Here is a 23341-nt window from a genome sequence, read left to right on the forward strand (position 1 = left end):
CTTTTTTTATTGCGGGCAGACTGGAGCGGGGCAGTTCTACGAAGAGCTTGTTTTCGTTCTGCCAGGCGTGGTCGCGGCTGTCGTGGGGGGGCGGCGTCTGCTTTGTGGCAGCTTTCATTTCCCAGGGGTCGCCGTCCGTGTAGAGTATGGCTTCGTTTTTGAGTTTAGCGCTGTCGTAACGCCAATCCCAGATGGTCAGGACAGCACCTTCCAATTTTCCTTCTACCGTATGTGAACTCTGGAAGTCAATCCGGCAGTATGCGGACAGGCTTTCTGCTGTGCGATGGTCCACATGCCAGGTATAGGAGAGGCCGAAGATGCCAATGATCATCAGCAGGATACCAAGGCCAATAAATGTTTTCTTTATCATTGAATAATCCCCTTTTGCAGTTGAATTGCGAATTTACATAGACAGTATAACATATTCGACTTTTTTCTTGCAATTTCAGCGGGATGTGAGAAAATAGAAGTATTGATTTCCTTGAAATAAGTAAAAATACCACAAGGGGGCATTTTTATGGCAATAAAATTACTGGCAACAGATCTGGATGGTACTTTGCTGCGGAGCGGCAAGCCGGTTTCTGCGGGCAATATTGCAGCAGCACAGGCAGCCGCCAGAGAAGGTACGGTGGTGACCATTGCTACGGGTCGCATGTACCAGGCTGCGTTGCCGGTTGCCAAGGCGCTGGGACTGGATGTGCCCATTATTACCTATAACGGGGCTCTCATCAAATCAACGTCTGGTAAGATTTATTATGAGCATTATTTAGATGAAGATATCTGTCGGAGAATCACGGATTTCTGCGCGGAACGTAAATGGTACCTGCAGTCTTATAGCGGAGATAATCTTTATTATTCTGATTCTGGTGAATTCTCCAAACGCTATGAGCTGAGCCAGAAGGTGATTGGCGAAGAGGTGGGATATGCCGGGATGAGGAAGCAGGTCAGTAGGATGTATAAGATGTTGATCATCACTGCCGGGGCGGATGTGACACAGAACTGGATGGCAGAATTGCGGGCAGAGTTCGGTGACAGCATTTCCCTGACGCAATCGGCACCAGACTTTATTGAAATCATTGCGCCAGGCGTATCCAAGGCGGCAGGCCTGCAGAAATTGGCCGATATCCTGGATATTGATATCTGTGAGACGATGGCTATTGGCGATGCTAACAATGACCTGCCAATGCTCAGAGCGGCTGGTTTCAGCGTGGCTATGGGCAATGCGGCTGATGACATCAAAGCTGTTACCAATGCGGTGACGGGGAATTGTGATGATGATGGCTGGGCGCAGGCGGTCAATCAATATATTCTCAAACAGTAAGGCAGGTGGATATTATGGAAGAAACAGAAGTGTTGGAACAACCCAGGGAAGAAAAATTCCGGCTGGTTATTGTCACGGGTATGAGTGGTGGTGGCAAGACGCAGGCCTGCCGGTATATGGAAGATCTGGGCTATTTTGTGGTGGATAATCTGCCACCGGTCTTTATCCCGAAATTCGTGGAACTCTGCAAGCATGCTGGCGACCATGTGGGGAAAGTTGTGCTGGTTGTGGATACCCGCAGCCGTGAATTTTTCGATACCTTTATCCATGTATTGGATGATATGGACAAGGATGATGTGCCCTATGAGATGCTCTTTATGGATGCCTCTGATCCAGTGATTATCCGCCGGTACAAGGAAACCCGCCGCCGTCACCCTATGGCACCTTCCTCGCGGATCTCGGACGGGATTGCCAAGGAGCGGGAGCGGTTATCTCCTGCTCGGGCAAAGGCTACATACATCATTGATACCTCTGAACTCAAAAAGGTGGAACTGCGGGATAAGATTCACCGGATCTTTGGTAAAAGTGACGAGGAGCAGATGAGCATCAATGTGCTGTCTTTTGGTTTCAAGTTTGGCATGCCGTTGGATGCAGATATGGTCTTTGATGTGCGCTTCTTGCCGAATCCGTTCTACATTGAAGCTATGCGCCATAAGAGCGGTGCTGTGCCAGAGGTGGCGGAATATATTGCCAAATGGCCGGTTACGCAGGAATTTGTGAAACATTTGGATGGTATGATGGAGTTCCTCGTGCCCCAGTATGTGAAAGAAGGCAAGAGCCAGCTGGTCATCGCGGTGGGCTGTACCGGTGGCATGCACCGCAGCGTTTTTATCGCCAAGCATATTTTTGACCAGCTGAAGGACAAGGGTCTGCCAGTCAAACTGGAACATCGGGATTTGATGAAAAACGATGTGTGGGAACACGTGCGTGAGGAGTGCTAAGGTATGCATTTGTTAAAATGGCTCTATCCCGGCATGAAATTCAAGCGTTGGCTCCTGCTGTTTTCAGCGGGGGTGATGCTGGTCAGCCTGGGTTTGGCTTTGATTTTTAACTATAAATACTTGGACGCTATTGAGGAAACAATCTTTCAGGCAGTGTATCTCTGGAAGGGAACTTATGATTATTCGATCACTACCTTCATTGGGATTTTGGTGGTGGTTATGGGCGCTGTGCTTATGCTGGCAGCTACCCGCTATGTGATTCGTTCTGTTATCATGGTGCTTTTGCCAGATAGTTCGGAACGTCTGGTGGATATCATCTACGAGAAGCGTCGTTTAGGCAAAGGGCCTAATGTAGCTGTGGTAGGTGGTGGTCATGGGTTATCGGTACTGCTCAGGGGCATCAAGGCTGCTACCAGCAATGTCACTGCTGTGGTGACCGTAGCTGATGATGGCGGGTCTTCCGGAAGGCTTCGCGAAGAATTCGGGATTATCCCGCCTGGGGATTTGCGCAACTGCCTGGTGGCACTGGCCGATACAGAGCCCTTGATGGAAAAATTGTTCCAATACCGCTTCAAAGGGGACTCGGAATTGGCGGGGCATAGCTTTGGCAATCTCTTTATTGCGGCAATGAATGAGGTTACAGGGGATATGGAACAGGCCTTGCGGGAATCGTCGAAGGTCCTGGCCGTAAAGGGGCAGGTCCTTCCGGCGTCCAAGGACCATGTGCGGCTGGATGCCGTCATGACCGATGGTACCGTGGTGAAAGGCGAATCGCAGATTCCTGAGGTGCACAAGCAGATAAAGCGGGTACGGCTTTTCCCGGAACGGGTACAACCTGTGCAGTCGGCTCTGGATGCACTGACCAATGCCGATGCCATTATCCTGGGGCCGGGCAGCCTCTACACCAGTATTATGCCGAATTTGCTGGTAGATGGTGTAGCGGAAGCCATCCGCAAGAGCAAGGCAATCAAGATCTATATCTGTAATGTCATGAGTCAGCCGGGGGAAACCGATGGTTATACGGCTTCCATGCATGCCAAGGCTATTATCGACCATGGTGGCAAGGGCATTATTGACTATATGCTGGTCAATGATGCAACCATCTCGCCGGAGATGCAGGACTATTATGCGTCCAAGGGAGCATATCCTGTAGAGGTGGATGAGGAAGCCATCAATGCGTTGGGGGTAGGCTTTGTCAAAGCGGACATCATCAACGAAAATGAAGTGATCCGCCATGACCCGGACAAGCTCAGCAAGGCTGTGATGAATATGGTTTATCATCTGCAGCCCAGTGCTTTGAAAAAATTTGAAGTGAAATGATTTAAGGAGGCTGGCATGCCATCTTTTGCCACTGAGGTAAAAAATGAACTGGCCCGCCTGTATTATGAGGATTCCTGCTGCCGTGGGGCGGAATTGGCAGCTCTCCTGCGTATGGGAGCTACGCTTACCATTGGTGCAGGACATACCTTTGGCCTGAATTTTACCTCGAAAAATGCTGCCGTTGCCCGTAAGGTCCTGCAGCTTTTGAAAAGTGAAGGGGAGAACCTGCGGACGGAAATCACCGTGCGCCGCTCGCGGCAGCTCAATAAAAATAACAGTTATACCGTGCGGGCCGTGCCGTCGTTGAAGGTCAATGAACTTTTCCAACGCATTGGTTTCCTTCATGATGACAGCCTCAATATGGGCAATGACCGCGGCATTTTGAAAAAGCAATGCTGCCGGATTGCTTATCTCAGAGGGGCTTTCCAGGGCGGCGGCAGTGTGAACCGGCCTGAAGCGGCTTACCATCTGGAAATGGTGGCCGGCAGTTATGAATTGGGAAACCTTTTGCATGATCTATTGCGCCGTATGGGCTTTCCTGCTGGTTTTGTGGATCGGAAAGATGCGTACGTGGTGTATATAAAAGAAGGGGATTCTGTCATTGATTTCCTGGGGATGTTAGAGGCTGATGAAGCGGTGGAGAGCTTCGAGGTGGCTCGCAATGTCAAGGAAGTCCGTGAACAGGTGAACCGGCTGGTTAACTGTGAGACGGCCAATCTGCAGAAGGCTGTGGATGCTGCCGGCAGGCAGCTGGACATTATCCGGAATCTGGAAAAGAGTGGCCGCCTGGCTAAGCTTCCGCCTAAGGTGCGGGCGGCGGCCAAGGCCCGTCTGGAAAATCCCGATGCCACTCTGCAGGAACTGGCCGAAATGCTGGGCATCAGCAAGTCTGGCATAAACCATCGGATGCGAAAATTAAAAGAAATTGCAGAGTGCGGCTCCGTTTGAAGGGCTGGGTGAAGTCCGGACGGGGCGCTGTTTGCGAGAAGGAAGTGTGATTCGAAATTGCGTTATGTAAAGTACGGCTTGGGGCTTATCGCTTTTGGCCTGTTGGTTTTTATTTCCTGGCTGACCATGACTCCGGCGCCACAGGGAGTGCTGGTGTTGGAATATCATCATATCTGTGATGATATTGGTGATGACGGTGAGTCTTATGCCGTGCCGCCGGCAGATTTCCAGGAACAGCTGGACTATTTACAGCGAGCAGGGTATACTACCATTACCATGCAGGATTTCATGCGGGCGAAGAAGGGCAAGCAGGAACTGCCTGCCAAGCCTGTGATCCTCACATTTGATGATGGCTATGAGGATAATTACACCACATTGCTGCCTATCCTGGAAGAACGCCATATGAATGGTACTGTCTATATGATCACCAATAGCATTGGACGTAAGGGGTACCTCAGCTGGAATCAATTGCGGGATATGCAGAATCGTGGCATCGAATTGGGCAGCCATACGGCAAATCATCAACCTTTGACCAGTCTGGAGCGGGAGAAGCAGATCGAGGAAATGAAACTTTCCAAGCTGCTGATGGAATGGAATGGCCTGAAGACCATATACACATTCTCCTATCCCAATGGAGCCTATGATGAAACGATGCCGGAACTGTTACAGGAAAATGAGTATTTGACGGCGGTGACAGGTGATGGAGGCCTGAATACCTTTCAGACGAATCCCTATTTGCTGCAGCGGATCAATATCCCTCGGCCAAGATTGGGGCTGACGGAGTTCAAGCTGCGTATTTTCAAGGCCGAAGCCTTGACGAAATTAGGAATCAAGCAACATTTAGTGAAGGAATAAGGAAGTTAGGAACGAATGATTTTTTCAAGAAAAATATTAGCTGTGCTGGCTGCAGGGACTTTTTGCCTGCCCCAGACGGCATTGGCCCGGCATGCTGCTACCAGTGGGGCGACTACAGTCGTGCAGCGGCATGCTGTGCAGCAGCCTGCTGCTAAGACGGTGAAAGAGGGTGAGACTACGGATTTCATGGCACGCATCCAACGTATATTGGACGAGAACAAAGCCGCCAAGAAGACTGAGAAGAAAAAGGTTGTCTCCAAACCTGCCTCCTGGCCGCAAAATGTCACCCGTTGGGATATGGAGGCACGGGATGAAGGGGGCACGTTGCTTTTTTCCGATAGCCCTGAGTATGTAACGCAGAACGGGATACTCTATCAGGATACGGTATCCGGAGATGCCCGGGTGCTTTTCTATCATCTGAACAACAGCGATGAGCCGAAGAAATTGGCCGTTGTGCTTAAAAATGAATACAATGGCCGCAATGAGATCACCATCACCCGCAGTGGCAATGGCCAGCCCAGCAGCGACTATCTGCAGGTGGGGAAGGCCACGCAGATGGAATACTTTCGGGAGGAAAAGCGGCAGAAGATAATCCTGCCTGTGGGGACTTCCCGTTTGATTCAGGAAAAAATGAATATGACCATCCTGCAGCCTGGAGAACTGACTTACGGTGTCTTTGACTTCCATGCGGAACATCCTGTGCAGGTGTCCGTGCTGATGCTGGATGCTTACGGTGATCCTGTGACAGCTGCTGAAGTTTTGCCGATATTGCCCAAGGACGAGATGCGTCTGCGGGGGACTTTTCAGGGGATGGACCGTGTCCTGACCGCTAAAAAAGTCTACAATCCGGCTGAGGATGGCGGTGTTTATTTCATGCTGGCTGATGACAAAGTGGATAAATACCGTACGGGCATTGACGCTACGGATGGTAGCAGCGTGATCAATTACGGCAATTACGGCATCAATTATCGCTTGGAACTGCCTGTGGAAGCCGGGAATGTCAAATATTATCTGAGTCCGCTTGGGGGCGTATATGCTGGCGCTGTCCGCAGCTTCCATAGTACGAAAAATTACACGTTGTTCCCCACGCCGGGAGAAAGTGTTTATTTTGGACAGCACACTGCTCCGGAAACAGATGAAGTACAGACCCGCCGTGAAGCCGGTTTTTGGCAGATTGAAAAAAACACGGAGTTGGCACCGTTAGGCCAAAGCAACACGCAGGGCGAGACGGTCTTTGAATTCTCGCCGCCGGGAGCATCCAACCTGCCGGTAGCTATCGTCATGCTGCCGAATAAATAAAGCTGAAATCGTCCGAATCATTTGCGGACGTCAATATAAGGAGGATCATTTTCCATGTCTGAAAAGAAACCATTTTACATCACTACGCCGATTTACTACCCCAGTGCCAAACTGCATATTGGTCATGCTTACTGCACGACCATTGCGGACTCCATTGCCCGCTACCACCGCCTGGCCGGGGATGATGTGTTTTTCCTGACGGGCTCTGATGAGCACGGCCAGAAAATCCAGCAGAAGGCTGAAGAAGCCGGCATCAAGCCTATCGAATACACGGACAAGATCGTGGCAGGCTTCCAGAACCTCTGGAAGAAGCTCAATATCAGTAACGACGACTTCATCCGCACGACGGAGAAACGCCATGAAAAAGTGGTGCAGGAGATTTTCCGCCGCATCTATGCCAAAGGGGATATCTACAAAGGCTCTTACAAAGGCCTCTACTGCACGCCCTGCGAAAGCTATTGGACGGAACATCAGCTCGACGAGAACGGCTGCTGCCCGGATTGCGGCCGCCCCGTGCAGGAAGTTTCCGAGGAAGCTTACTTCTTCAAGATGAGCAACTATCAGGACAGGATTCTCTCCTATATCGAGGAACATCCGGAATTCATCCAGCCGGTTTCCCGCCGCAACGAGATGATCAACTTCATCAAGCAGGGCCTCGAAGACCTCTGCATTTCTCGTACGTCCTTTGACTGGGGCATTCCCGTGCCGATGGATGAGAAGCATGTCATCTATGTGTGGTTCGATGCCCTGACCAACTATCTGACGCCGATTGGCTTCCTGGATGATCCCGAGAAGTTCAACAAATACTGGCCGGCCAATCTGCATCTCGTGGGCAAGGAAATCGTGCGTTTCCACACCATCATCTGGCCCTGCATCCTCATGGCTCTTGACCTGCCGCTGCCGGAAAAGGTCTATGGACATGGCTGGCTGATTGTGGACGGCGACAAGATGAGCAAGTCCAAGGGCAATGTCATTGACCCGATCGGCCTCATCGATGAGTTTGGCGCCGACGCTATCCGCTACTTCCTGCTGCGCGAGATCAACCTCGGCCAGGACGGCAACTTCAGCCGCGATGCCCTGATCCAGCGCATCAACAGCGATCTGGCCAACGACCTGGGCAATCTGCTGCACCGTACCCTCAACATGGTGGGCAAGTTCCAGGATGGCGTGCTCGTGGCACCGCAGGGCGAAAGTGAAATCGACAAGAGCCTCAAGGCTGATGCTGCGGAAACGGTCAGCTATTTTGCGGATAATATGGATAAGATGGAACTTTCCCTGTCCATCAAGAAGGTCTGGGCCTTCATCAGCCGAGCCAACAAATATATCGACGAAACGGCTCCCTGGGCTTTGGCCAAGGACGAGACGAAGAAACAGGAACTGGCTAACGTCATGTACAATCTGGCTGAATCCCTGCGCCATATCAGCGTGCTCATCAGCCCGTTCATGCCGATCACGGCAGAGCGCATCTGGCAGCAGCTCAATCTGCCGGGGCAGTTTGCTGATGTACAGCTGGCGGATATCCAGGAATGGGGCGGCATTGCCGGCGGCCATAAGGTCGGCACGCCGGAACAGCTCTTCCCCCGCATCGAAGTAGAGAAGGAAGAAGCTCCTGCCAAGGAAGCCAAGCCTGTCAAGAAGAACAAGCAGGATAAGAAGGCTGCCAAGGTGCAAGAGAGTGAAGAAGAAGCTGAAGTCAGCATTGACGATTTTGCCAAGATTCACCTGCGGGTAGTCAAGGTGCTTTCCGCTGAACCTGTACCCAAGACGGAAAAATTGCTGAAACTCACCGTTGATTTGGGCGACGAGCAGCGCGAGATCGTCTCCGGCATCGCCAAGCATTACGAACCGGCTGACCTCATCGGCAAGAATGTGGTTATGGTCATCAATCTGAAACCGGCCAAGATCCGCGGCATCGTTTCCCATGGTATGGTGCTGGCCGCTTCTCAGGGCGACGATCTGAAAGTCCTGTCTGTGGATATGCCGGTTGGCTCCACGGTGCGCTAAGATGAGCACGATTGAACTGGTTGATACCCATACCCATCTCAATGATGGCAAATTTGCCGGTCAGGAAGCCGAGGTCATTGCCCGCTCCCGTGAGGCGGGGGTAACCCGGCTGATCAATATGGGCGATACTATGGACTCATCGGCCAAAGCTGTGGAACTGGCAGCGCAATATGAAGGTGTCTATGCCGGTGTGGGCATTCATCCGGAGGAAATATATGAACTCACGCAGGCGGATAATGATCAGCTGGCTGCGTGGGCACAGGAAAAACGTGTGGCAGCTATTGGCGAAATCGGTCTGGACTACTATTGGGAAAAGGATGAAGCCAAACGGGAATTGCAGCGCCGGATGTTCATCCATCAGCTGGACTTAGCCCGGCAGCTGCATTTGCCTGTCTGCATCCATGACCGGGAGGCCCACGGAGACACGCTGGCCATCCTCAAAAAAGAGGGAAAAGGTATCCGGGGCGTGTTGCACTGCTTCTCGGGCAGCTGGGAAATGGCTCAGGAAATCTATAAAATGGGCTGGTATATCGGCGTGGATGGCCCTTTGACCTACAAGAACGCAGCCAAACTTCCCGAGATTGTGGAAAGATTTCCTCTGGAGCGCATTTTAGTGGAAACAGATGCCCCATATCTGGCACCTGTACCCATGCGCGGCAAGCAGAATGAACCCGCTTTTGTGGCCTATGTGGCGGCGAAAGTGGCCGAAATCAAGGGGATTTCCGTGGAAATGGTGGCTAAACAAACCTCAATCAATGCTGAGGAATTATATGGCATCTGAACCCTGAAAATGACCGTTTTTAGGCAAAAGTGGTGGGCGAACACTGAAAAGTGGCGTTCACCGCTTTTTTATTCCCATTTTTCATGTGTTTTTCAGCAAAATGTGGGAGAATAGTAGCATGGAATTTGACAAGGTATTAAATTCCATGCTATACTACGCAAAGTTCTTCACCAAGTTTACAAGGGGGCTTTCAATGAGTATAAAAAAGATATTATCCTTCAACCATAAAGAAAAAAAAGTCATGCTGTGCCTGATGCTCGCAGCTATGATGATGATGACAACGGGGTTTACCAAGACCACGTTGCCGGACGACTGGCATCAAGTGACCATTGTGGCCGATGGCAAGACAATTACGACCACGACGAATCATACGAACCCAGCCTTTATTTTAGGCAAGAATGGTGTGAAACTTAGCGCCAATGACGAATACCATCTGGAAAAGGATGGCAAGAACACGAAAATCACCGTTTACCGCGCGGTCCCGGTAACGGTATCGTATAATGGTCAGGTAAAGAATATCATGACCAGCAAGCAGACCGTAGGCGACGCCCTGATCGAGTTGGGCTACAATCTGGATGATGTGGAGGCATCCCAGGGACTGGATAAGAAGATTCAGGCAAACATGGACATAGTATTAACTGACAGTGCCAAAAAGAAAGCGGCATTGCAGCGTATGCGTGAAGAACAAATGCGTCCTAAAGTACAGACGGAAGAGGGAGTTCTGAATTACTCGGTTGTCTATACGATGGAAGCAACGGCTTACCTGCCTACCGATGGCAGCCCTGAAGGCCTTACGGCCATGGGGATTCCTGCCCGTCGTGGCGTAGTGGCCGTGGATCCAAGGGTCATTCCCTTAGGTTCGAGAGTATTTATTCCTGGCTACGGTGTAGCCATTGCCGCCGACACCGGCGGTGCCATCAAAGGCCAGAAGGTTGACCTGTGCATGGAGACCTATGGCGAATGCATGAACTTCGGCAGAAGAAATATCGAAGTTTACGTACTGGTATAAGAAAAGAGAGGCTTCAGCCTCTCTTTTCTTATGCCGGTTTTTGCTGGAAAGTGTTGCAATTACAGAAAAAGCCACTGCAAAGCAGTGGCTGAAATCTCTAATGGAGCGGGCAATGGGAGTCGAACCCACCTCTAAAGCTTGGGAAGCTTTCATTCTACCGATGAACTATGCCCGCAACGACTTTTTTAGTATAGCATTTTTATTTTTCCTTTGCAAGGGGGAATTTGCAAGGGAAAGCACGAAATTATATAGTTCATAGAGACTGTTAGAGATGAAGGCAGATTATTTTACAGGAGGAAAAGCATTATGGGACTTTTGCAAGCAGGAATGGGTGCCGTAGGCGGCGTGCTGGGCGACCAGTGGAAGGAATATATCTACTGTGACAGTCTGCCGCCTGATGTGCTGATGGCCAAGGGGCACAAAAAGACTGGTTCGGGTTCGTCCAACAAGGGGGATGACAATATCATCTCTCAGGGGTCCCGTGTGGCAGTGAACAATGGCCAGTGCCTCATCATTGTGGAAAATGGCGAGGTAGTGGATATCTGTGCCGAGCCGGGCGAATACACTTACGACAGGGAGACGGAACCCTCGCTTTTTGCCGGTGACTTGTCTAAGACCATTCCCAAGGTCTTTGCGGAAATCGGACGACGTTTTTCTTTTGGTGGGGATACGGGCCGTGACCAGCGTGTCTATTATGTGAATACCAAGGAAATCTATGGCAACAAGTTTGGCACGCCCTCGCCGATTGCCTTCAAGGTGCGGGATGATACGTTGAACTATGAGCAGACCATTCAGATTCGCTGTTTCGGTGAGTATAGCTACAGGATTACCAATCCCATTCTGTTCTATACCAATATCGCCAGCAATGTCAGTGATACATTCAACCGCGAGGAGATTGACAGCCAGCTGAAATCCGAACTAATGATGGCTTTGAAGCCGGCGATGGCGAAAATCTCGGCCATGCGGGTGGGCTATGATGAACTCGAGGCCCATTCGGCAGATATTGCCGATGCCTTGAACGAGAATCTCAGCCAGAAGTGGGGCAATCTGCGTGGCATTGAAGTGGTATCGGTAGCCGTGGCCAGTGTGAGCCTGACGGATGAAAGCCAGGCCGTGCTGGAGAAATTGCAGAAGATGCAGGAGGCCGCAGTATTGGGCCGTGATCCGTCGCTTATGGCTGGTTTTTATGGGGCAGCGCAGGCCGATGCCCTGCGTGATGCTGCCAAAAACGAGGGTGGTGCCGCTGTTGGCTTCATGGGTATGAATATGGTCGGTCAGACTGGTGGCGTCAATGTGGGCGATCTGATGGCACAGGGGCAGGCGCAAAGAGCGGCGCAGGCCGCACAGGCTCGGCCCGCAGCTCCAGCGGCGAGTGCCGGGGGCTGGACCTGTGCCTGCGGCAAGGCTGGCAATACGGGCAAGTTCTGTTCGGAATGCGGGGCAGCCAAGCCGGATGATGGCTGGACCTGTGAATGTGGGGCAAAGAATACAGGCAAGTTCTGTTCAGAATGTGGCAAGCCCCGTCCTGCTGGTGACTGGGTATGCAGTTGTGGGGCGAAGAACAGCGGCAAGTTCTGTGCAGAGTGCGGCAAGCCGCGTCCATGAGTGGCAATGTTGATTGGGAGGTGAATTTATGGCCAGTAATTCTGTGGCTTATAAATGCCCTAATTGTAGCGCGCCACTGGATTTCAAGCCGGGGACTCAGAAGATAACCTGTGATTATTGTGGGACAGAGCTGGACGCGGCAGCGCTGGAAGACCTGTTTGCCAAAAAGGAAGCCATGGCGGCAGAGGCGGCTGATAAACAGGATGAGAAATGGGATACGAAGGTGGCTGGCGGCGATTGGACGGCAGAGGAAGCTGCAGCGTTCAAGACCTTTGTCTGTGAGTCCTGTGGGGCAGAGATCGTGGCCGATGGCAATACCATGGCTACAGAGTGTTGCTATTGTGGTCATGCGGTGATGATTCCCCAGCGTTTTGACGGCATGCTGCGGCCGGATTATATCATTCCGTTCAAGAAAACGAAGGAAGAAGCCAAGGCCGCGCTCAAGGAATTCTACGATGGCAAATGGCTGCTGCCAAGTCTGTTCAAGTCGCAGAACCGTATCGAAGCGATTCAGGCCATGTATGTGCCGTTCTGGCTCTTTGATTCCGATGTGGATGCTTATGCCACCTTCAAGGCAGAGAAGGTCCGTGTCTATGAGACAAGTGATGAGCAGGTGACAGAAACCAGTCATTACCGTTGCCTGCGTTCTGGCAGCATGAGTTTTGCCAAGATTCCTGTGGATGGCAGCGAGAAGATGGCCGATGACTATATGGAGAGCATTGAGCCTTTTGATTACAGCGAGATGGTGCCGTTCAGCAATGCTTATATGACGGGGTTTTTGGCAGATAAGTACGATGTGGATGCAGAGACTTCTGCTCCCCGGGCTGATACGCGCGTGCGGCAGAGTGCTATCGATGTGCTGACGGAGACGGTTGAAGGATTTGATAGCTGTTCCTGTGAGGAAGCCACGGTGAAGAAACAGGCGGGCAATGTGGTCTATGCCATGGCACCAGTATGGATTGTCACCACCCGTTATGAAGGCCAGCCTTATACGTTCATGATGAATGGCCAGACGGGGAAAGTGGTGGGCAGTCTGCCCTATGACCAGAAAAAATCGCTGTTCTATGCAGCATTGGCTTTCGCGGTCACTTTGCCCATCGTTTATTATGTGGCGAAGTTTATATTGAGTCTATGTTGAGCCAGGAGGTATGGATATGAAAAAACTGATGATACACCTGGCTTTGGCAGTGGTCTGTATTGCCATGGTGCTGGGGAGTGCGGCACCGGTTATGGCAGCTGCACAGCAGGCACAGGTGGAGCAGAAGGCTGCCCGCCCTGCAAAGCCGGAGACAGTTGGGCCGGTGGTAGATCAGGCGAAAATCCTGACGCAGGCGCAGGTGGGGAAACTCACAGAGAAAATCAAGGCCGTTGAGGAAAAACATCAGGTCAAAATCGGCATCTATATCATGCAGAGTCTGCCGGCAGGTATGGTGGCTGGCAAGATGGCTAATAATGTTCTGGATAAGTATTATGCCAATGGGCAGAATGGCAGTATCGTGTTATTGCTGGCCATGGGCAGCCGGGACTGGTATATTTCCACAGACAACACGATGCGGCAGCGCATTGTGGATGGTGTGGGCATTGATGGCTTGAAGGAAATGTTCCTGGAAGATCTGTCTGATGGGAATTATGCGGAGAGCTTTGGTGCCTTTGTAGATGGTGTGGATAAATATCTGGCCTATTATGAGGAAACCGGAGAGCCTTATGATCCGGCAGAAGAATTCAGCTGGGTGGCAGCTGTGGTAGCCGTGTTGGTGGCCCTGGTATTTGGCTGGGGGTTCCGGGAATACCTCATCAGCTGCATGAGTAATGTGGCTCCGGCGGCTGAAGCCTCCGCTTATCTGAAGCAGGGCAGTTTCCAGCTGGCGCAGAGCCATGATAATTATCTTTATACTACGGTCACGCGTGTGGCCAAGTCCAAGGATAATGATAGCTCATCTTCCAGCAGTGACAGCAGTCACGGCGGGGGCGGCGGCAAGTTTTGAGCTGAGGTCATAAATCAAACAAGTGGAATAAAAAGACAGGTGGTACTGTTTCTGGCGCGTTTGGCGCGTAAGAAACAGTACCACCTGCTTTTTATGTTTTTGTCAGTCGGCTACGTTTTCCAAAATACGGATTTCATTGCGCATGATATAGGCGGTCTGTTCGGGTTTGCTGCCATTTACGAGGTAGTCGAACATCACCTGCATGGCGCGGCGCCCCTGCTGGTGGGGATGCTGGTAGAGGGCGGCTTTGATCAGCCCTTTCTGCATCATGTCGATGGTGCTGGGAATGGTATCGAAGGCCACGATGGTGATATCCTGGCGGTTGGCTGCCTGAATGGCACGGGCAGTTCCGTAGCCACCGGAGGATACGACAAACAGAGCGTTGATCTCCGGATGTTCGTCAATCAGCTTGCGGGCAGCTTCATAAGCCTGCATATCATCATCGGCAGTCTCCTCGACACCTAACAGGGTGAAGTCATGACCCGCCATAACCTCCTGAAATCCCTGCAGGCGCTGCTGGTGCCCCAGCATGTTGCGGGAGCCAAGGAGCACTGCTGCCTTGAGGCTGGGAGGACAGATCATCTTCATGAGGGCACCGGCGGTGCGGCCGCCCTGCAGATAATCGCTGCCCACATAGCAGTGGCGGCGGCTGGATTCGACATCGTTGTTGAGCGTGACTACGAACAGGCCGTCTGTCACGCATTCATTGATCTTTTCGATAACCCTGGTGTCGTTGACGGGATTGATGATAAGTCCGCTGCATTGCGTTTTGAGTTCGTCGATGATGCGGCACTGTTCAGTGGCATCGAAGCCCTTCATGCTGCGCCAAATGACTTCCAGACCGTAAGAAGCAAAGCGGTCGGCAGCATGGTGCATGGTGGTGAGTACGTCGTCAAAGAATTGTACGCCTTCGGAGGCAATCAGCACGCCTAGTACAGGATGTTTTTTGCGGGCTGCCAGAGCTTTGCCAGCGGGGTTAGGGTGGTAGTTGAGTTTTTTTGCCATTTCTACGATGAGGCGCTCTTTCTCGGGCTTGACGTTGCCACGTTTGTTGAGAACCCGGTCAACTGTGCCCCGGGACACGCCACAGAGCTCGGCTATTTGCTTTATCGTAACCATTGGTTGTACCTTCCTTTGCCTAGTGTTATTCTCTAGTATAGTATATTCGCAAAGGAAGGGCAAATCCCTTTCGTGCTCGGGCAAAAAAGTTATGGGACTTTTACAAATGCTGCGTTATAAAAATATCTTCTCGTAAGAGGCGTTAAAAGCGTAAAGGGGGCAAAAATCCCCCCACAACCGCCATTGTGGGGGGATTTTCTGATTCTATGTTCTCCGTTGATTTCATTAATAGCATTATGTATCAGGAGAGGCAATATTCTTTGTTATTGATATTTCAATTGATCTGTCCGTGGTATTCGACTTCCCGGACTTCCCGGATTTGGTTTTGCTCGTCTACCATAACTACCTTAGGCTTATGGGTACGGCCTTCTTCTTCGGTGAACAGGGCATAGGCCATGATGATGACGATATCACCTGGCTGGGCGAGACGGGCGGCGGCGCCGTTGAGGCAGATGACGCCGGACCCTCTGGGGCCGGGGATGGTGTAGGTTTCGAGGCGGGCGCCGTTGTTATTGTCTACAACCTGTACGCGTTCGTTGGGCAGGATGCCTGCCTTTTCCATGAGTTCCTCGTCGATGGTTATGCTGCCCATGTAGGCGAGGTTGGCTTCGGTTACGGTGGCGCAGTGGATTTTTCCTTTGAGCATATGTAAAAGCATGGTTATTTGTCCTTCCTTTAGGCAGAGAGTATCACATTGTCAATCAGGCGGGTCTTGCCAATCTTCACGGCGATGGCCAGCAAGGTGTCTTCGTTGGCCTCCGTCAGTGGTTTGAGGGAGGGGTAGGCATAGGCCTTGACGTAGTCGATGCTTGCCATGGGTTCCTTATTCAGTTCCTCGGTAACGATGTTTTCCAGCGCCGAAATATTCCGTTCGCCTGCGGCATAAGCCTGCTTGGCAACCTTAAGGCTGCGGGAGAGCACGAGGGCTGCTTCTTTTTCCGTGGCGGATAAATAGGTGTTGCGGGAACTGCGGGCAAGGCCGGACTTTTCCCGGGCAATGGGCACCATGTTGATATGGACATTGATATTGAGGTCTTCCACGAAACGGCGGATGACCGTTACCTGTTGGGCATCTTTCTGGCCGAAGAAGGCTTCGTCAGCCCGGGCCAGGTTGATGAGTTTCGTCACGACCGTAGCTACGCCGCGGAAATGGCCGGGGCGCTGAGCACCGCAGAGCTTATGGGTGATATCGCCGTCCACATTGACATAGGTGCAGTAACCTTCGGGATACATTTCGGCGGGTTCCGGATGGAAGACGGCGTCCACGTTCACGCTCTCAAGCTGTTCACAGTCGGCAGCAAACTGGCGGGGGTAGGCATCGTAGTCTTCGTTAGGGCCAAACTGGGTGGGGTTCACGAAGACCGAAGCGATGACGATATCGCATTTTTCCCGGGCGGCCCGCATAAGGGTCAGATGCCCTTCATGCAGGGCACCCATGGTGGGGACGAGACCAATGGTCTTGCCCTGTTTTTTTGCCTGAGCGGCATATTCTCTGATGGCTTTGACGGTGGTTAAGATTTCCATGATATCTGCTCCTTAAAATAGATTTAAGGCAAAAGAAAAAGCGTATCTTTGGGTAGATAGCCAAAAGATACGCATGTTTACTGATTGCGAGAGTAACCTGAAAAGACGCAGGGTTCCTGTATGCTGTCCTGGTTCCGCAGAATCCCGGCAGTGAAAGGCGTTTGCGTGCAAAGTTATTCTGATTCATAAAAGTATGACTCACAGCAATGATGTCATCTTTTGCCATGAGTCATATTTTAGCACTTATACGCTTATTGGTAAAGAGCGGTTATTTTTTCTTTTTGCTCTTGTTGAATTCGTCGAGGATCTGGCGCTTGGCAATCTTGCCCGTGGAAGTGCGCGGCAGTTTTTCCATCAGGTGGAATTCGCGGGGAATCTTGTAGAGAGCCAGGTTGGCCTGCAGGAATTTCTTGAGTTCCCGTACATTGATATCCTTGCCGTCGTGGGTGCTGTAGAAGCAGGCTCCTGCCTGGCCGCGCAATTTGTCCTCGATGCCGATGACGGCTGCTTCGAAGATACCAGGGAACTGGTAAACAAGTTCCTCAACCTCGCGGGGATAGATATTTTCCCCCATGCTGATGATCATGTCCTTGATGCGGTCCACGATGTAGATATAGCCTTCCTCATCAGCGCGGGCCACATCGCCGGTATGGAACCAGCCGCCGCGCATGGCATCCTGGGTTACATCCGGCAGGTTCCAATAACCAAGCATGATGTTCTCACCCTTGATGATGAGCTCACCGGCTTCGCCCTGAGGTACCTCTTTGCCTTCGCCATCGATGAGTTTCCACTGGATGCCCGGCACGATTTTGCCGCAGGAGCCTACGATGGGTTTTTCCGGTGGGTTCATGGTGACAACTGGCGACGTTTCGGACAGGCCATAGCCCTCACAGATATCTACACCGAACTTGTTGATGAAGTCCTGCTGTATCTGCAGGGGCAGCGTCGTGCCGCCGCTGACCACGAGGCGCAGGGATTTCATGTCCTCAGTTGTGGCAAGCTTCGTCAGCAGGCTGCAGATGGAAGGCACGATATAGAGGTCGGTGACCTTCTCGTCCCGGATGACGGCGATGGTTTCTTTCGGTGTGAAAGAGTCGAGAATGACCACTTCGGCACCGCAGAAGAACGGATAGAGCACGGAGCAGGTCCAGCCAAAAGCGTGGTACATGGGCAGCACACAGAGTACATGGTGTTCGGCTTTGCAGCCCATGCCGTTATCCCGCATCTGCTCGCAGTTGGCCACGAGGTTGCGGTGGGAAAGTACCGCGCCCTTGGGATTGCCCGTGGTGCCGGAGGTGTAGATGGTTGCACAGGGCTTGTGTTCGTCGAAGTCAGCGCGCAGGACTGGCGCCTCTACAGCTTTTTTATCGGCTTTGCCCATGGTCTTGATATCGTACTGAGTGACTTTGAGGTCGCAGCGCAGGGCGGCCAGTGCGTCCACCAGATTCAGCGGCTGGTAGGTAAGGAGTACCTGAATGCCGGAATCCTTGATGATGTAGGCGATTTCGCGATTGCTGAGCTGGAAGTTGATGGGCACGGCGATGGCACCCAAAGAAACGATTGCCATATAAGCGAGTACGAAATCCGCGCTGTTGCGGGAGAAGATACCGACACGGTCACCTTCCTTGACACCAGCAGTGTGCAGGCGGTTGCGGCAGTTGTTGACCGCCGTCTGTAATTCTTTATAGGTAAAGCGACGCTCATGGTCTACAATGGCCATAGCATCTGGTTTTCCTTGTAAAATGAGCTCATGCACAAACATGATATTACCTCTTTCTGTTTTACAAAATTGATTATTGACTTATATAGATAAATTTTATACTAGGTCATAAAGAAAGTAAAGAGATTTATTTTTGTCCATGAATTATCCGTGTTGTTTTGCTTCTAATTTATCGATACGTTTGTAGGCAGCGATAAATTCCTGAGCAATGGTCTTGAACCCTTCGGCGCTCATAAGCTGATCCTCAGCATGCAGGATGAGCAATGATATGTTGATTCCCTGATCTGAACCAGCTTCGCGGGCTAAAAGTTCTGTATGGGCCTTATGTCCCTCTACAAAGTTTTCATCTCCTTCGGTAATAAGTTTTTCGGCTCTTTCGTAGTTTCCGGCTTTTGCTGCCTGAATGGCTTCGATGTAACAACTGCGGGCTGCACCGACACCGGAAATGATTTTAAAAGCGATGAGTTCGAATTCTTCCAAGGGTAAATCCACCTTTCATAAAAGCATGATCTAATCAATAGATATTAGATTCTATAATGGAAATTCCTGCTTTTATATAGCAGGATAAAGATAATAAATTTTGATGATATAAAAACTATTATTTATTTTTTATAAATGTAAACGATATCTATGACAAATGTCATGGGGATTTTTGACAAGATATGACAGACTTCAGCTGACTTTAATCGGGTTTTCTCGTATAATTCTTATTGTCAGAAAAAAACAAAGCTTAAATATCTTGTAGTAATGGGGTTTGGTACAAGATAATGATTCCGAAAGGGGAATGAATTATGGAAATCGCATTTTGCCGTATTGATGACCGTCTGATCCATGGTCAGGTCGCTACTGTTTGGACGAAGGTAACGGGCTGCAACCGTATCATGTGCTGCAGTGATGAAGTCGCGCAGGACACGATGAGAAAGAAGCTCCTGCTGCAGGTTGCTCCTCCGGGAATCAAAGCTTACGTCGTGCCTGTGGAGAAGGCCTGCGAAGCTTATAAGAACCCGAAGTATGATGCGTTCAAGACGTTGTTCCTGTTCACGAAGCCGGCCGATGTGGTCCGTGCGGTGAAGGGTGGCATCCCGTTCAAGTCCGTAAACCTGGGTGGTATGACGTACAAAGACGGCGATACGCTGATTTCCAGTGCGGTTGCGGTCAACCCGGATGATGTCAAAGCCCTGCTCGAACTGCAGGAAATGGGCATCGAAGTGGAAATCCGCAAACTGGCCAGCGAGCCGAAAGGGGATTTGATGTCGGCTCTGAAGGCTAAAGGTTTGGCTTGATTTTTTAGGGAATCATAGAATACTTTAGGGGGAAATATTATTATGACGAGTGTACAATTTATTTTGCTCATCGTTGTGGCCGCCATTGCTGGTATGGGAAGTGTGCTCGATGAAGCGCAGTTCCATCGTCCGCTGGTTGCCTGCACGTTAGTTGGTCTTGTCCTCGGTGATATGACGACTGGTATTATCTTAGGTGGTACGCTGGAAATGCTGGCTCTGGGCTGGATGAACGTCGGTGCAGCCATGGCACCGGATGCGGCTCTGGCTTCTGTCGTTTCGGCAATCCTCGTAATCGTCGGCCACCAGTCCATCGGTGCTGGTATCGCTTTGGCCGTACCTCTTGCCGCTGCTGGCCAGGTGCTCACGATCTTCGTGCGTACGATTACGGTATTCTTCCAGCATTTAGCCGATAAATTCGCGCTCGAAGGCAACGCTTTCGGCATTGAGATGTGCCATATCGGCGGTCTGCTGCTGCAGGGCATCCGCGTAGCCGTTCCGGCTGCTATCGTCGCCGCTGTTGCTGGTACGGACACGGTCAACTCCATGCTGGCTTCCATTCCGGAAGTAATCACCCGCGGCCTGCAGGTTTCCGGTGGTTTCATCGTCGTTGTCGGTTATGCGATGGTCATCAACATGATGAACGCCAAATCTCTGATGCCGTATTTCTTCCTGGGCTTCCTGATTGCCGTATTCACGAACGTCAACCTGATCGGTTTCGGTGCTATCGGCCTCATCGCTGCTTACTTCCACATCCGTGGCCTGCAGCGTGAACTGAACGGTGCTGGCGCTGGCGGCTCTTCCGATCCGCTGGATGCAATCGACGATTCCGATCTGATGTAATAGGAGGCACGACTCATGGAAAAACAGCTCACAAAAGGCGATCTCGTATCGATTTTCATTCGTTCCAACTTCCTGCTCGGCTCCTTCAACTTCGAGCGTATGCAGGCTATCGGCTTCTGCGTGTCCCTGATTCCGGCACTCAAGAAGCTCTATAAAGATGATCCCGAAGAATACAAGCGTTCCCTGAAACGCCATCTGGAATTCTTCAACACCCAGCCGTTCCTGGCAACCCCGATCATGGGTATCATTGCCGCTATGGAAGAGAAAAAAGCCAACGGCGCCGATATCGGTGAGGACACCCTTTCCGGCGTCAAAGTAGGTCTGATTGGCCCTCTGGCTGGTGTGGGCGACCCGATTTTCTGGGGCACGCTGCGTCCGGTGCTGGCAGCTCTCGGTGCTGGTGTGGCTCTCACGGGCAGCATCGTCGGCCCGCTGATCTTCTTCATCGCCTTCAACGTGATTCGCCTGCTGACCAACTGGTACGGCGTAATGTACGGCTATGATAAAGGTACGGAACTCGTCAACGAAGTAGGCGGCAACCGCATGCGCTACCTCACCGAAGGTTCCTCCGTACTCGGTCTTCTCGTCATGGGCGCCCTCGTGGCCAAATGGACGACCGTCAATATGCCCTTGGTACTGTCCTCTTACACGAACAGCCAGGGCGAACAGGTGGTCACCACGGTTCAGAGCCTCTTGGACAGCCTGATGCCTGGCATCGTGCCGCTGCTCATGACATTCGCTTGCATGTATCTGTTGAAAAAGGGTGTTAATCCTCTGGTTATCATCCTGGGGCTCTTCGCCCTTGGCATTGCCGGCTACGCTGTTGGTCTTTTCGCCTAAGATAAGTCCAGTAGTAGTCTACATACACATTCCATTATATATTCATTCCCAAAAAAGCTCCGCGATTTTTCGCGGAGCTTTTAGGTATATATAATATAGAAAGGAGGTCAAATCCACATATGCCGCAGGCACAGGGCGATGAAGCAGACGACAGACACGCCGAAGGTGAAGTATTCCACGCATTTCACGGGATAGGCATAGTGCAGGGGGATATCCATGACCCGCGGCACGTTGCTGGCCAGAAGGGATGAGGCTATGGAAACATAGAGCAGCACGTTGATGATGGGCATGGACAGATGGGCAGAGAAAGCCCGAATCAATAGGTAAAGGGCGAAGGCAATGAAGAAATAGGCAATCTTGTCTCCGTGCAGTTTCATGTTCATAGCATCACTTCCTTGTCAGCAGATTCGATAATAGATTTCGGATAATTATTTATATTCATTCATTCGCTTTATCGGGCGGAAAATCCTGCTGTTGGGCAGGATTTTTGTGTGGAAGCAACGAAAAATATGCAGGGAAATGTTCTATAAAAGTTACATTTTACTCTTGAAAAAAGTTAAAAATATGTTAAAATGTAAAACATATTAATTTACTAGGTTTTATTGATTATTCAGCAAGAGAAAGAAGGAATCATTATGGCAGACGAAAACAAGACCGTGGCCAAGGCCCGGGAAGAGGCCTTGCGGGCTCATAATCCCAAGGCCAGTCGCAAGCAGCTGGTGCTGTGGTTCAGTGCGCTGATCATCGGCGGCTTTTTGGGCTTTTTAGGCATTGCGCCGCTCAATGAATTGTTCAACTTTATCGCCACGGTATTCACGCGGCTGTTCCAGTTCATTGCAGTGCCGACGATTGCGCTGGCGGTCATCACGACGCTGGCCGCACTGGGAGGCCAGAAGGAAACAGGGCGCATCTTTGCCCATGCGGTAAGTTACACGTTCTTGACGACGTTGGCTGCTGCTGCTGTGGGGCTGGGACTTTATATCCTGATTTCGCCGGGCAACCTGCCGGCAGAAATCGTGGGAGCAGGTGCAGCCAACGTGCCCTTGGATAAAGTGGGCAAGCTGACCTATTATGACCATATCCTCTCGGTCATCCCGAACAATGTCCTGCAGCCGTTCCTGGCGGGCAACGTGCTCTCGGTGATGCTGATTGCCGCCTCCGTTGGTTTGGGGCTGGCCTTTATGCCGAAAACAGAAAACCGCGAGGTGCTCCTGAAAGGTCTGCATGGCTTGCAGGAACTGCTGTTTACGCTGATCCGGGCAATTCTCTGGGCACTGCCGGTGGGCATCCTGGCTTTTGCTGGCCAGCTGTCGGCGCAGATCGAAGCGGGTGTGATTGTGGGGGCACTCAGCCAGTATGTGGCGGTGGTCATGGGCGGCAATCTGCTGCAGATGTTCGTCGTTCTGCCGCTGTTTTTGCTTCTGCGTGGACTGAATCCGCTGGATGTGTTCCGCAAGATGTCTCCGGCCATTGCGGTGGCACTGTTTACCAAGAGTTCTGCTGGTACGCTGCCGGTGACGCTGGCTTCTGCTGAGAACAATCTCAAGGTCAATCCCAAGGTTTCCCGTTTTGTGCTGCCCATCTGCACGACCATCAATATGAATGGCTGCGCGGCGTTTATCCTCGTGACTTCGTTGTTTGTGATGCAGAATGCTGGTTTTGAGCTCACGTTAGGTACCATGATTGCCTGGGTGTTTATCGCGGTGCTGGCGGCTATCGGCAATGCGGGCGTACCGATGGGCTGCTATTTCCTGACGCTTTCGCTCATGAGCTCCATGGGCGCACCTATCGGCTTGATGGGAGTTATCTTGCCAATCTACACCATTATTGATATGATAGAGACAGCAGAAAATGTCTGGTCCGATGCCAGCGTTTGCGCCATGACAAATCATGATTTGGCTGGTGAGCTGGAGGAGGCAAGTCCGGTAATCCAGTCCTGAAGGAGTG

The 23341-nt window shown here is 51.4% G+C and carries 23 protein-coding genes and 1 tRNA gene; 16 read left to right on the top strand and 8 right to left on the bottom strand.

The window, feature by feature from the left end:
- On the bottom strand, positions 1-370 hold a 370-nt coding region (locus tag BUB68_RS10115), incomplete at its 3' end, for a hypothetical protein (protein ID WP_073090903.1).
- Positions 371-517: 147 nt separating this feature from the next.
- Here BUB68_RS10115 and BUB68_RS10120 point away from each other — a divergent pair.
- The 9 genes from BUB68_RS10120 (at position 518) to BUB68_RS10160 (ending at position 10478) form a co-directional block, all read left to right on the top strand.
- Complete coding sequence (locus BUB68_RS10120) at positions 518-1321, top strand: Cof-type HAD-IIB family hydrolase (protein ID WP_073090906.1); 804 nt, start codon at positions 518-520, stop codon at positions 1319-1321.
- A gap of 14 nt (positions 1322-1335) precedes the next feature.
- Positions 1336-2262, top strand: a complete 927-nt coding sequence (gene rapZ / locus BUB68_RS10125) for an RNase adapter RapZ (RefSeq protein WP_073090909.1) — start codon at positions 1336-1338, stop codon at positions 2260-2262.
- Positions 2263-2265: 3 nt separating this feature from the next.
- Positions 2266-3582 carry a gluconeogenesis factor YvcK family protein gene (locus BUB68_RS10130; RefSeq protein ID WP_073090912.1) on the top strand — a complete coding sequence of 439 codons (1317 nt, stop codon included), beginning with the start codon at positions 2266-2268 and terminating at the stop codon, positions 3580-3582.
- A gap of 15 nt (positions 3583-3597) precedes the next feature.
- On the top strand, positions 3598-4530 hold the full coding sequence (gene whiA, locus BUB68_RS10135) for a DNA-binding protein WhiA (RefSeq protein ID WP_073090915.1): 933 nt from the start codon (positions 3598-3600) through the stop codon (positions 4528-4530).
- A gap of 57 nt (positions 4531-4587) precedes the next feature.
- Positions 4588-5385: a polysaccharide deacetylase family protein gene (locus BUB68_RS10140; RefSeq protein ID WP_073090918.1), complete on the top strand. Its 798-nt coding sequence runs from the start codon at positions 4588-4590 to the stop codon at positions 5383-5385.
- A gap of 15 nt (positions 5386-5400) precedes the next feature.
- A complete protein-coding gene (locus BUB68_RS10145) occupies positions 5401-6684 on the top strand; it encodes a hypothetical protein (protein WP_073090921.1) in 1284 nt (427 codons plus the stop codon).
- A gap of 54 nt (positions 6685-6738) precedes the next feature.
- Positions 6739-8688: a methionine--tRNA ligase gene (gene metG / locus BUB68_RS10150; protein ID WP_073090923.1), complete on the top strand. Its 1950-nt coding sequence runs from the start codon at positions 6739-6741 to the stop codon at positions 8686-8688.
- 1 nt (position 8689) lies between these two features.
- Positions 8690-9469, top strand: a complete 780-nt coding sequence (locus tag BUB68_RS10155; RefSeq protein ID WP_178139509.1) for a TatD family hydrolase — start codon at positions 8690-8692, stop codon at positions 9467-9469.
- Positions 9470-9662: 193 nt separating this feature from the next.
- Positions 9663-10478 (top strand): G5 and 3D domain-containing protein, encoded by an 816-nt coding sequence (locus BUB68_RS10160; protein WP_073090926.1) that lies wholly within the window; start codon positions 9663-9665, stop codon positions 10476-10478.
- A 101-nt stretch (positions 10479-10579) separates the two neighbouring features.
- On the opposite strand, the gene BUB68_RS10165 is transcribed toward BUB68_RS10160, so the two are convergent.
- Positions 10580-10653 (bottom strand) — tRNA-Gly (locus BUB68_RS10165).
- Positions 10654-10784: 131 nt separating this feature from the next.
- Here BUB68_RS10165 and BUB68_RS10170 point away from each other — a divergent pair.
- The 3 genes from BUB68_RS10170 to BUB68_RS10180 are packed head-to-tail and all read left to right on the top strand — an operon-like array spanning position 10785 to position 14068.
- Positions 10785-12083, top strand: a complete 1299-nt coding sequence (locus BUB68_RS10170; protein WP_073090929.1) for an SPFH domain-containing protein — start codon at positions 10785-10787, stop codon at positions 12081-12083.
- A 28-nt stretch (positions 12084-12111) separates the two neighbouring features.
- A complete protein-coding gene (locus tag BUB68_RS10175; RefSeq protein ID WP_073090932.1) occupies positions 12112-13221 on the top strand; it encodes a TFIIB-type zinc ribbon-containing protein in 1110 nt (369 codons plus the stop codon).
- A 16-nt stretch (positions 13222-13237) separates the two neighbouring features.
- A complete protein-coding gene (locus BUB68_RS10180) occupies positions 13238-14068 on the top strand; it encodes a TPM domain-containing protein (RefSeq protein ID WP_073090935.1) in 831 nt (276 codons plus the stop codon).
- Positions 14069-14170: 102 nt separating this feature from the next.
- Here the strand turns inward: BUB68_RS10180 and BUB68_RS10185 are convergent, their stop codons facing one another.
- The 5 genes from BUB68_RS10185 to BUB68_RS10205 form a co-directional block, all read right to left on the bottom strand.
- Entirely contained in the window at positions 14171-15187 is a 1017-nt protein-coding gene (locus BUB68_RS10185; RefSeq protein WP_073090938.1) for a LacI family DNA-binding transcriptional regulator, read from the bottom strand.
- Positions 15188-15461: 274 nt separating this feature from the next.
- Positions 15462-15845 carry an aspartate 1-decarboxylase gene (gene panD, locus BUB68_RS10190; RefSeq protein WP_073090940.1) on the bottom strand — a complete coding sequence of 128 codons (384 nt, stop codon included), beginning with the start codon at positions 15843-15845 and terminating at the stop codon, positions 15462-15464.
- 17 nt (positions 15846-15862) lie between these two features.
- Positions 15863-16711: a pantoate--beta-alanine ligase gene (gene panC / locus BUB68_RS10195; protein WP_073090942.1), complete on the bottom strand. Its 849-nt coding sequence runs from the start codon at positions 16709-16711 to the stop codon at positions 15863-15865.
- Between the two features lie 268 nt (positions 16712-16979).
- Positions 16980-18473 (bottom strand): class I adenylate-forming enzyme family protein, encoded by a 1494-nt coding sequence (locus BUB68_RS10200; protein ID WP_073090944.1) that lies wholly within the window; start codon positions 18471-18473, stop codon positions 16980-16982.
- 102 nt (positions 18474-18575) lie between these two features.
- Positions 18576-18911 (bottom strand): PTS lactose/cellobiose transporter subunit IIA, encoded by a 336-nt coding sequence (locus tag BUB68_RS10205; RefSeq protein ID WP_073090947.1) that lies wholly within the window; start codon positions 18909-18911, stop codon positions 18576-18578.
- A gap of 311 nt (positions 18912-19222) precedes the next feature.
- Between BUB68_RS10205 and BUB68_RS10210 the strand changes: the two genes are divergently transcribed.
- From BUB68_RS10210 to manZ, 3 genes are read left to right on the top strand one after another with little or no spacing between them, the layout of a single operon-like run.
- On the top strand, positions 19223-19714 hold the full coding sequence (locus BUB68_RS10210; RefSeq protein ID WP_073090951.1) for a PTS sugar transporter subunit IIB: 492 nt from the start codon (positions 19223-19225) through the stop codon (positions 19712-19714).
- Positions 19715-19756: 42 nt separating this feature from the next.
- A complete protein-coding gene (locus BUB68_RS10215; RefSeq protein WP_073090954.1) occupies positions 19757-20554 on the top strand; it encodes a PTS mannose/fructose/sorbose transporter subunit IIC in 798 nt (265 codons plus the stop codon).
- A 15-nt stretch (positions 20555-20569) separates the two neighbouring features.
- Positions 20570-21394: a PTS mannose transporter subunit IID gene (gene manZ, locus BUB68_RS10220; RefSeq protein WP_073090956.1), complete on the top strand. Its 825-nt coding sequence runs from the start codon at positions 20570-20572 to the stop codon at positions 21392-21394.
- Between the two features lie 107 nt (positions 21395-21501).
- Here manZ and BUB68_RS10225 read toward each other — a convergent pair whose 3' ends face one another.
- Complete coding sequence (locus BUB68_RS10225; RefSeq protein WP_256625872.1) at positions 21502-21777, bottom strand: hypothetical protein; 276 nt, start codon at positions 21775-21777, stop codon at positions 21502-21504.
- A gap of 252 nt (positions 21778-22029) precedes the next feature.
- On the opposite strand from BUB68_RS10225, the gene BUB68_RS10230 reads away from it, so the two are divergent.
- A complete protein-coding gene (locus tag BUB68_RS10230; protein WP_073090959.1) occupies positions 22030-23334 on the top strand; it encodes a dicarboxylate/amino acid:cation symporter in 1305 nt (434 codons plus the stop codon).
- The last annotated feature ends 7 nt before the right edge of the window (positions 23335-23341 follow it).

This window comes from Pseudoselenomonas ruminantium, from assembly GCF_900142515.1.
GTDB lineage: Bacteria > Bacillota > Negativicutes > Selenomonadales > Selenomonadaceae > Selenomonas_A > Selenomonas_A ruminantium_D.

Excerpts from the sequence above, each read along its gene's own strand:
- BUB68_RS10120 (WP_073090906.1), top strand. The coding sequence starts at position 518 with ATGGCAATAAAATTACTGGCAACAGATCTGGATGGTACTTTGCTGCGG.
- rapZ (WP_073090909.1), top strand. The coding sequence starts at position 1,336 with ATGGAAGAAACAGAAGTGTTGGAACAACCCAGGGAAGAAAAATTCCGG.
- BUB68_RS10130 (WP_073090912.1), top strand. The coding sequence starts at position 2,266 with ATGCATTTGTTAAAATGGCTCTATCCCGGCATGAAATTCAAGCGTTGG.
- whiA (WP_073090915.1), top strand. The coding sequence starts at position 3,598 with ATGCCATCTTTTGCCACTGAGGTAAAAAATGAACTGGCCCGCCTGTAT.
- BUB68_RS10145 (WP_073090921.1), top strand. The coding sequence starts at position 5,401 with ATGATTTTTTCAAGAAAAATATTAGCTGTGCTGGCTGCAGGGACTTTT.
- metG (WP_073090923.1), top strand. The coding sequence starts at position 6,739 with ATGTCTGAAAAGAAACCATTTTACATCACTACGCCGATTTACTACCCC.
- BUB68_RS10155 (WP_178139509.1), top strand. The coding sequence starts at position 8,690 with ATGAGCACGATTGAACTGGTTGATACCCATACCCATCTCAATGATGGC.
- BUB68_RS10160 (WP_073090926.1), top strand. The coding sequence starts at position 9,663 with ATGAGTATAAAAAAGATATTATCCTTCAACCATAAAGAAAAAAAAGTC.
- BUB68_RS10170 (WP_073090929.1), top strand. The coding sequence starts at position 10,785 with ATGGGACTTTTGCAAGCAGGAATGGGTGCCGTAGGCGGCGTGCTGGGC.
- BUB68_RS10175 (WP_073090932.1), top strand. The coding sequence starts at position 12,112 with ATGGCCAGTAATTCTGTGGCTTATAAATGCCCTAATTGTAGCGCGCCA.
- BUB68_RS10180 (WP_073090935.1), top strand. The coding sequence starts at position 13,238 with ATGAAAAAACTGATGATACACCTGGCTTTGGCAGTGGTCTGTATTGCC.
- BUB68_RS10185 (WP_073090938.1), bottom strand. The coding sequence starts at position 15,187 with ATGGTTACGATAAAGCAAATAGCCGAGCTCTGTGGCGTGTCCCGGGGC.
- panD (WP_073090940.1), bottom strand. The coding sequence starts at position 15,845 with ATGCTTTTACATATGCTCAAAGGAAAAATCCACTGCGCCACCGTAACC.
- panC (WP_073090942.1), bottom strand. The coding sequence starts at position 16,711 with ATGGAAATCTTAACCACCGTCAAAGCCATCAGAGAATATGCCGCTCAG.
- BUB68_RS10200 (WP_073090944.1), bottom strand. The coding sequence starts at position 18,473 with ATGTTTGTGCATGAGCTCATTTTACAAGGAAAACCAGATGCTATGGCC.
- BUB68_RS10210 (WP_073090951.1), top strand. The coding sequence starts at position 19,223 with ATGGAAATCGCATTTTGCCGTATTGATGACCGTCTGATCCATGGTCAG.
- BUB68_RS10215 (WP_073090954.1), top strand. The coding sequence starts at position 19,757 with ATGACGAGTGTACAATTTATTTTGCTCATCGTTGTGGCCGCCATTGCT.
- manZ (WP_073090956.1), top strand. The coding sequence starts at position 20,570 with ATGGAAAAACAGCTCACAAAAGGCGATCTCGTATCGATTTTCATTCGT.
- BUB68_RS10225 (WP_256625872.1), bottom strand. The coding sequence starts at position 21,777 with ATGAACATGAAACTGCACGGAGACAAGATTGCCTATTTCTTCATTGCC.
- BUB68_RS10230 (WP_073090959.1), top strand. The coding sequence starts at position 22,030 with ATGGCAGACGAAAACAAGACCGTGGCCAAGGCCCGGGAAGAGGCCTTG.